Consider the following 7,321-nt stretch of genomic DNA (forward strand, 5'->3'; position numbering starts at 1 on the left):
TTGGCCGACAGGCCGATTATAATCTTGAGGGTCACGAGAACGGCGTTGCCGCCGATTCCGCCAAATCGGCTTTAATCGATTTAAGCGTACCTACCGGATCGGGCTCATCAAAGTCGAAGATAATGTCGTAATAAATCGTTTTTTCCTCTTCCTGAACGTAGAAGGCATGGACTTGGACAACATGCGGATACAGGCTGAGTATTTTATCGAGCTCACTTTTTATTTCCAGAGCTTTTGAATTGCCGGTGTTTTCAGCATAAATTCCCGTCGTTAAAGCGATACCGAATTCATTGTATATGTCTATACCTATATGTTTGCCCAGGGGGTGGATTTCGGCGGCCGTCAATGTATCGGGAACGGAAATATGTACGGAACCGATAGTTTCTTCAGGGCCGTAGCTGTTTAAAACAAGATCGTATACGCCGCCTACCTGGGGATATGAGGCGATTCGTTCTTTAATGCGTCGAACCAAGGTAGGGTCTGTACGCACGCCAAGCAGATGGTTGTACATATCGTGGACGATACCTGCACCGGCCCTGATAATCATCAAACCGATAGCGGCACCGACGTAGCCCTGGATGTCGATGGAAAAACAATAGACAAGCAAGGATGAAATTAAAGTCACAAAGGTCAGTATCGCATCATACAGGGAATCGATGCCGGCAGCGGACAGTGCGGAAGAACGCCATTGAGTTCCTTGGTGGCGGAAGTAAAGTCCCATGGTAATCTTCACCGCAATGGCGAAGATGATGATAATCAGGTCACGAACCAGAAAGGTAGACAAGCTGGGGTGTAAGATTCGTTCTACCGATTCTTTCAAGGCCAAAATACCGGCAGATAAAATAATAAAGGCAATTACCATGGTCGTAATATATTCGATACGTCCGTGGCCAAAGGGATGTTCTTTATCTGCGCGCTTGCCTGCCAGTTTCGTGCCTATTATAGTTAATACAGATGATAAAATATCTGTCAGATTGTTAACCGCGTCGAGAATGATAGCAATTGAATTGGCCGACAGGCCGATTATAATCTTGAGGGTCACGAGAACGGCGTTGCCGCCGATTCCTTTTAAGCCGGCAAACGTAATGGCCCGATTCCGTTTTGCCGTTTCTTCTGAAAGTTGCATAAGACAAGCTCCTTCGTGTGTTACACCATACAACGATAGACATTTATTCAATTGATTTCATATAATATAACAGATTGCTTTCTCATTTACAAGATGTTTTTGAGAATAATAAAAAGAACATTAAAGAAACGGCATGGCATACTTCAGAAAAGTATGCCATGCCGTTTATATTATATGATAGTTCGAACCGATTAGCCTAAGATGGCTTTTAAGTCGGCTTCGGGAGTACTCGTAGGATGAATATTGAAGTTTTCTACGAGATAGCTCAATACGTTGGGCGATACGAATGCGGGAAGCGTAGGTCCGAGGTAGAAGTTCTTAAGCCCCAGAGCCAAGAGGGTCAAGAGGATGCAGACAGCCTTCTGTTCGTACCAGGACAGTACGAGCGTTAACGGAAGTTCGTTTACGCCGCAACCGAAAGCTTCGGAAAGGGCGATTGCCACTTTGATAGCACTGTAAGCATCGTTACATTGTCCCATATCCATGATACGGGGTAAGCCGCCGATGGTACCGAGATCCAAGTCGTTGAAGCGGTATTTGCCGCAAGCCAAGGTGAGGATAACCGTATCGGCAGGTGTCTGTTTAACAAAGTCCGTGTAGTAGTTACGTCCCGGACGAGCACCGTCGCAACCGCCGACGAGGAAGAAGTGCTTAATCGCACCGGCTTTGACTGCGTCGATAACCTTATCGGCAACGCCGAGAACCGTACCGTGACCGAAGCCTGTCATAACGGTCTTACCGCCGTTGATACCGGTCATTTCGTGATCTTCTTTATAGCCGCCCAATTCGATGGCTTTTTCGATTACGGGAGTGAAGTCCTTGTTGTCGTCAATGTGAACGAGTTCCGGATAAGAAACGACTTCCGTTGTGAATACGCGATCCGCATAGGAGGGGCGAACGGGCATAAGGCAGTTCGTCGTGAAGAGGAAAGCTGCGGGAACGTCGGCAAATTCCTTTTGTTGATTTTGCCAAGCCGTACCGAAATTGCCCTTAAGATGCTTGTATTTTTTCAGTTCGGGATAGCCGTGAGCCGGCAACATTTCACCGTGTGTATAAATGTTGACGCCTTTGCCTTCCGTCTGTTTTAAGAGGAGTTCGAGGTCTTTCAAGTCGTGGCCCGTAACGACGATGAACGGGCCTTTTTCGATAGTCAGAGGAACTTCTGTAGGAACAGGCGTACCGTAAGTCGTCGTGTTGGCACGATCGAGCATTTCCATGCACGTCAAGTTCGCCGTGCCTGTTTCCAAAACGATGGGGAGGAGTTCTTCCATTTTCAAGTCTTCGCCTAAGGAACGAAGGCCTTTGAGGAAGAATGCATCGACGGAATCGTCATGCTGGCCGAGCATGAGTGCATGATAAGCATAAGCTGCCATACCGCGCATGCCGAAGAGAATGAGAGATTTCAAGGAACGAATATCTTCATCAGCGTCCCAAACTTTTTTCATTTCGAAGTTGGCTGCGGCACGGTCTGCGTCGCTGGACGAGCCGAAAAGCTTGCGAATCTTGTCTAAAGCGCCTTCTTCATTGCTGAGTAAGGCTGCTTTTTCAGCGTTCACCTTGTCAATCATAGTATGCATGGTTTCTTCGTTGAAGTTAACGTTCGTAATGGTTGTGAAGAGACCTTCCAAAACGACACGATGCGTATAAGCTGTCGGAGCAGCCGTCTGACAGGCACGGGCCAAGCCGATTAAGGCGCCTGTTAATTCATCTTGTAAATTAGCAACGGCCGAAGACTTGCCGCAAACACCGGCACCGCCTGTACAGCCTTTGCCGCCTGCAGTTTGTTCACATTGAAAGCAAAACATTTTCTGATCCATAAGTTGTATCCTCCTGTCTTAAATAAAAAATACTACTGCGGGAAGACCACAGTTAAAACCATTTTGAAGTCTTCTTCGGCATGAACGGAATGGGGCTTTTTAGCCGGCATAACGAGGGATTGCCCTTGCTTTAGGGTGTAGCTCTTACCGTCGACGACAAAGCGACCGACTCCGTCAATAACTGTAACCAAGGCATCACCCGTCGAATCATGAGTGCCGATTTCTTCGCCTTTGGAAAAAGCGAAAACTGTCAGACTGACGGCATCGTTTTGTGCTAACGTGCGGCTAACAACCTGTCCGGGCACTGTTTGGACCGATTCTGCCAAAGATACGACTTCTTCATGAGGGATATTTTTGATATACGGCATAATAAACACCTTCTTGTTGTAATAGCTTGCCAAATAGGGCATTTCTTTCCTGTTACGGATATTAGTATATCGCCAATATTGAGAATCGTCCGTTACATTTACAACGAAAAGAAAATATTTTAGAGCAATTTGCTTTATTTGAGGGGAAAGAAGATTTAATGAAGGTCATCATCAACCTATTGGTTTCGCAACCTTTTTTGAGTATACTATATAGTATATAAAGAAAGTAGATAATCTATATGTAGATATGGGAGTAAAGAGATGGAGAAAGTCGGAAAAGCAGCCGTCGTATTGGTGACTCTGTCAATGTTTACCGGTGTCGTTGCAGCTCGGGATGAAGTCATAAAAAATAACGATAAGCCTGTGGTTACGATACAAAAAACGGGTATGATAAGCGTTGAGAAGGGCACGGAAGCAGTGGGAGATCATAGTGATAGTGAGGCCGTATACGAACCGCCTGAAAAGAAGGATCTGACGGACCGAATTTTGGTCAATACGGCCAGCCGTATCTTGACCTTATATCGCGGTAAGGAAAAGGCTGCCATGTATCCGGTGGGAGTCGGGAAGGCGAGCACGCCTACTCCGTCGGGATATTATAGAGTGGAAACAAAGGAAGTGAATCCTGAATGGATTGATCCGGAAGATACGGAAAATCGCATTGCTTCCGGACCGGGAAATCCCTTGGGGTATCGTTGGATAGGGTTTTCGGGAACATACGGTATTCACGGAACCAATAGCCCCGAGTCAGTAGGCGGGTACGTATCAAACGGTTGCGTCCGTATGCGTGAGCAAGACGTAGAGGATTTGTACAGCCGGATTCATGTGGGGACGGCAGTAGACATTATGTATGACCGTATTGTCATTAATGCGGATCCGGATCATACCGTATCTTATTACATTTATCCGGACGGATATTCAAGACAATACCTGACGGTCGGAGATGTAAAGAAAGCGCTGGCCGGGTACGGTGTTGATACCTTTGAAGATATAGAGCATATCCAGGCAAAAATTGCCGCTTCCGACGGGAGTCCTACGTATGTAGCCAAGGCCTATGACTTGGTTTTGGACGGAAAAAAGCTATCGCGACGAGCCTTGGGTAAGGGAGGAGTCATTTATTTACCGGCACAGGTCTTGGCCGATGCCGTCGATTCACCTCTTGTATGGAACGGTAAGACCGGTACTTTATCGACAGAACGGGGACAGGCTCAAGGGGTTGTTCGTAGCGATGTTTTATACATAAGAGAAGCGGACTTGATGTACCTCTTTCCTCTAACAGGAAGTCTGGACTCGCATTTGGTATATCGTTTAAAAAATACGGCACGGAGTTAGCAAACAACTGCTTGAAAGAGCGGAGATGCCGAAAGCGGCGCATCTGCTCTTTTCTTTTTGCCGTAAACGGGTAGAAGATACGAAATATATGATTATATGATAAGAAAATACATTAAGGAAAATCATTATCCGTTATCCTGTAGATGGAAAAAAATTATATACAACATCTTCCAAATGGCTTAACAAAGGGTTTTTTTAGCTTGCAGTATTAAAAAAAAAGAGTGTATAATAGCCCCGGTGAAGGTTATATTTGAAACTTGGTTATAAAGTTACCGATACGAGAAGGGTTAATATATACAATATGAATAGAAGAGAGTTTTTGCGTCGCTCCGTGTTTTCAGCATTGGCTGTTGCCGTTACGGGCATACCGCTTTCCGTCCAAGGGGAGGGAAAACCTGCGAAGCTGACTGTTAAAGAGACACATTTTAAATTTTCCGAACCGCTCGTACGCCGTTCGCGAACGGATGCCATTGTGATTCACCATGTAGGCGGAACGGATCAGGAAATTCCGGCATCGAAAATTCATGAGTGGCACTTGGCCAATAAATGGGCCGGAATAGGCTATCATTATGTAATTCACAAAGACGGTACGGTTGAAAGGGGGCGTCCCATGAACTCTGTGGGAGCTCATTGCTATGACCATAACCATAATACGGTAGGTATTTGCTTTGTCGGTGATTATGAGCGGGCCGTTCCCACCGGGGCAGCCTTATCGTCGGGGGTTCTTCTGATGGCTTATATTTGTAAAACATACGGAATTAAGCCGGGACCGGAGACTATTTTGGGACATAAAGATTTAAATGATACTCTTTGCCCGGGTAAGAATATGTATGCCAAACTGGGAGCTTTCAGAAAGACGGTTGCTCGTTATTGTTAAGTTATTTTTGAAATAGGCAGGCCAAAAAATGAATAGACAAAAAGGCTGTTGAAGAATAATTCAACAGCCTTTTTTGTACGAAAATATAAAATAAAATGAAAGAATATGATACAAAAAATGCAAGGGGCAATACGGACTCATGCGTTTTTATTAACATAATTTATAAAACGAGTGATATTATACATAAAAATGCGAGAAAAAGAATAATAGTGAAAATGTACACTTGTTAAAAGTAAAAGGTAATACCTGTATTTTCACTAAAGGTCGTATAAACATATAACGTAAAACCTATTATTTGCATAAAAATATAATGAATTCATAATACAGTAAATTGGACTGATTTATTTGCTTTCAGTATAATTAATATATAAAACGGTAATAGTCTGAATGTATTCATTTTATAACGACCCGCCTGTTACCGGTAGCATTTAATCAAAATGTGAAAAGGAGTTGAAGCAAGATGAGTGAAGAGAAAACGCAAGTCATTCACGAGGATTTGAATCGCAGTCTCGAGGAACGCCACATTCAGCTTATTGCACTGGGTGGAGCTATCGGTGTAGGGCTGTTTCTCGGATCCGCATCGGCTATTGAAAAAGCCGGCCCCGGTGTCGTCCTGGCATATATTATTGCCGGCATTGCCATTTTCTTTGTTATGAGAGCCTTGGGTGAATTAACGGTAGAATATCCCGTATCGGGGTCTTTCAGTGCCCATGCGTATCAGTTTTTAAGCCCTTTGGCGGGATACGTTTCAGGCTGGAATTATTGGTATGTATGGGTCGTTACCTGCATGGCCGAAATTACGGCCGTCGGCGTTTATGTTCATCTTTGGTTACCCGATTTGCCGCAATGGATTTCGTGTCTGGTTGCCTTAGGACTAATGACGTGTGCTAATCTGTTTTCCGTTAAGGCTTACGGTGAATTCGAATTCTGGTTTGCCTTAATCAAGGTTGTCACCATTATTTTCCTCATCCTTACGGGTGTGGGGATGATTGTCTTCGGCCTCGGTAACGACGGTATTCCTGTAGGTATTTCGAACCTTACTGAACACGGAGGTTTCTTACCCCACGGTATCGGCGGCGTATTCGACACGATGCTGATGGTTCTTTTTGCCTATGTGGGTATTGAAATTATCGGAGTTACAGCCGGCGAAGCGGCAGATCCTGAAAAGAATTTGTCGGCGGCTATCGACAAGGTTCTTTATCGAATTCTTTTGTTCTATGTACTGGCTTTATTGATTATTATGTCCATCTATCCGTGGGATCAGTTGGGACATCAAGGCAGTCCCTTCGTTATGGTTTTTGAAAAGCTGGGTATTACCGCAGCAGGGCATGTTATTAACTTTGTTGTTATTACGGCGGCCTTGTCGTCATGCAATTCCGGTATTTACAGTACGGGGCGTATGTTATATAACCTGTCGTTACAAGGAAAGGCTCCGAAAATGTTCTCAGCAGTCAGCTCGAACAAGGTACCTTATAAGGCCTTGGGAGTATCCGTCGTATTTATGCTTATCGGAGTAGTTCTCAATTACTTCCTGCCGGCGTCGGTATTTGAAATTATTACGTCCGTCAGTGCCTTTGCCTGCATGGTTACGTGGATTATGATCATTTGTTGCCAGCTGAGTTTCCGCAAAAAGCTCGGCCCTGAAGGCTATAAGACAGTCCGTTATAAAATGCCGTTTGCACCGTACTCCAACTACTTTACAATGGCATTTTTCGCCATTGTCCTGATTTCGGCACTCTTCCATCCGAATACGCGCATCGGTATTATTTCTACGGTTATTTGGCTCGTAATCCTGGTTGCTATG

The 7,321-nt window shown here is 44.9% G+C and carries 6 protein-coding genes; 3 read left to right on the plus strand and 3 right to left on the minus strand.

Going from position 1 to position 7,321, the window contains the following annotated elements; translation table 11 throughout:
• Positions 1 to 31: 31 nt before the first annotated feature.
• The 3 genes from PGX78_RS04895 to PGX78_RS04905 all read right to left on the minus strand — a co-directional run bounded on the left by PGX78_RS04895 (position 32) and on the right by PGX78_RS04905 (position 3,311).
• Positions 32 to 1,126, minus strand: coding sequence for a cation diffusion facilitator family transporter (locus PGX78_RS04895; RefSeq protein WP_270445640.1), 1,095 nt, complete (start codon positions 1,124 to 1,126; stop codon positions 32 to 34).
• A gap of 191 nt (positions 1,127 to 1,317) precedes the next feature.
• Positions 1,318 to 2,943, minus strand: coding sequence for a hydroxylamine reductase (gene hcp / locus PGX78_RS04900; protein WP_270445641.1), 1,626 nt, complete (start codon positions 2,941 to 2,943; stop codon positions 1,318 to 1,320).
• A gap of 32 nt (positions 2,944 to 2,975) precedes the next feature.
• Positions 2,976 to 3,311: a cupin domain-containing protein gene (locus PGX78_RS04905; RefSeq protein ID WP_270445642.1), complete on the minus strand. Its 336-nt coding sequence runs from the start codon at positions 3,309 to 3,311 to the stop codon at positions 2,976 to 2,978.
• A gap of 261 nt (positions 3,312 to 3,572) precedes the next feature.
• Between PGX78_RS04905 and PGX78_RS04910 the strand changes: the two genes are divergently transcribed.
• From PGX78_RS04910 to PGX78_RS04920, 3 genes are all read left to right on the plus strand, one after another.
• Positions 3,573 to 4,640, plus strand: a complete 1,068-nt coding sequence (locus PGX78_RS04910) for a L,D-transpeptidase (RefSeq protein WP_270445643.1) — start codon at positions 3,573 to 3,575, stop codon at positions 4,638 to 4,640.
• Positions 4,641 to 4,941: 301 nt separating this feature from the next.
• The gene (locus PGX78_RS04915) at positions 4,942 to 5,517 is read left to right on the plus strand and encodes a peptidoglycan recognition protein family protein (RefSeq protein ID WP_270445644.1); all 576 of its coding nucleotides are present in this window, start codon (positions 4,942 to 4,944) and stop codon (positions 5,515 to 5,517) included.
• 460 nt (positions 5,518 to 5,977) lie between these two features.
• Positions 5,978 to 7,321: amino acid permease (locus tag PGX78_RS04920; protein WP_270445645.1), on the plus strand; the 1,344-nt coding region annotated here is incomplete at its 3' end.

Source organism: Megasphaera sp. AF13-6AC (assembly GCF_027685385.1).
In the GTDB taxonomy this organism is placed as follows: Bacteria; Bacillota; Negativicutes; order Veillonellales; family Megasphaeraceae; genus Megasphaera; species Megasphaera micronuciformis.

Bases quoted from the DNA above. Each gene is read 5' to 3' on its own strand.
- hcp (WP_270445641.1), bottom strand. From the start codon at position 2,943: ATGGATCAGAAAATGTTTTGCTTTCAATGTGAACAAACTGCAGGCGGC.
- PGX78_RS04910 (WP_270445643.1), top strand. From the start codon at position 3,573: ATGGAGAAAGTCGGAAAAGCAGCCGTCGTATTGGTGACTCTGTCAATG.
- PGX78_RS04905 (WP_270445642.1), bottom strand. From the start codon at position 3,311: ATGCCGTATATCAAAAATATCCCTCATGAAGAAGTCGTATCTTTGGCA.
- PGX78_RS04915 (WP_270445644.1), top strand. From the start codon at position 4,942: ATGAATAGAAGAGAGTTTTTGCGTCGCTCCGTGTTTTCAGCATTGGCT.
- PGX78_RS04895 (WP_270445640.1), bottom strand. From the start codon at position 1,126: ATGCAACTTTCAGAAGAAACGGCAAAACGGAATCGGGCCATTACGTTT.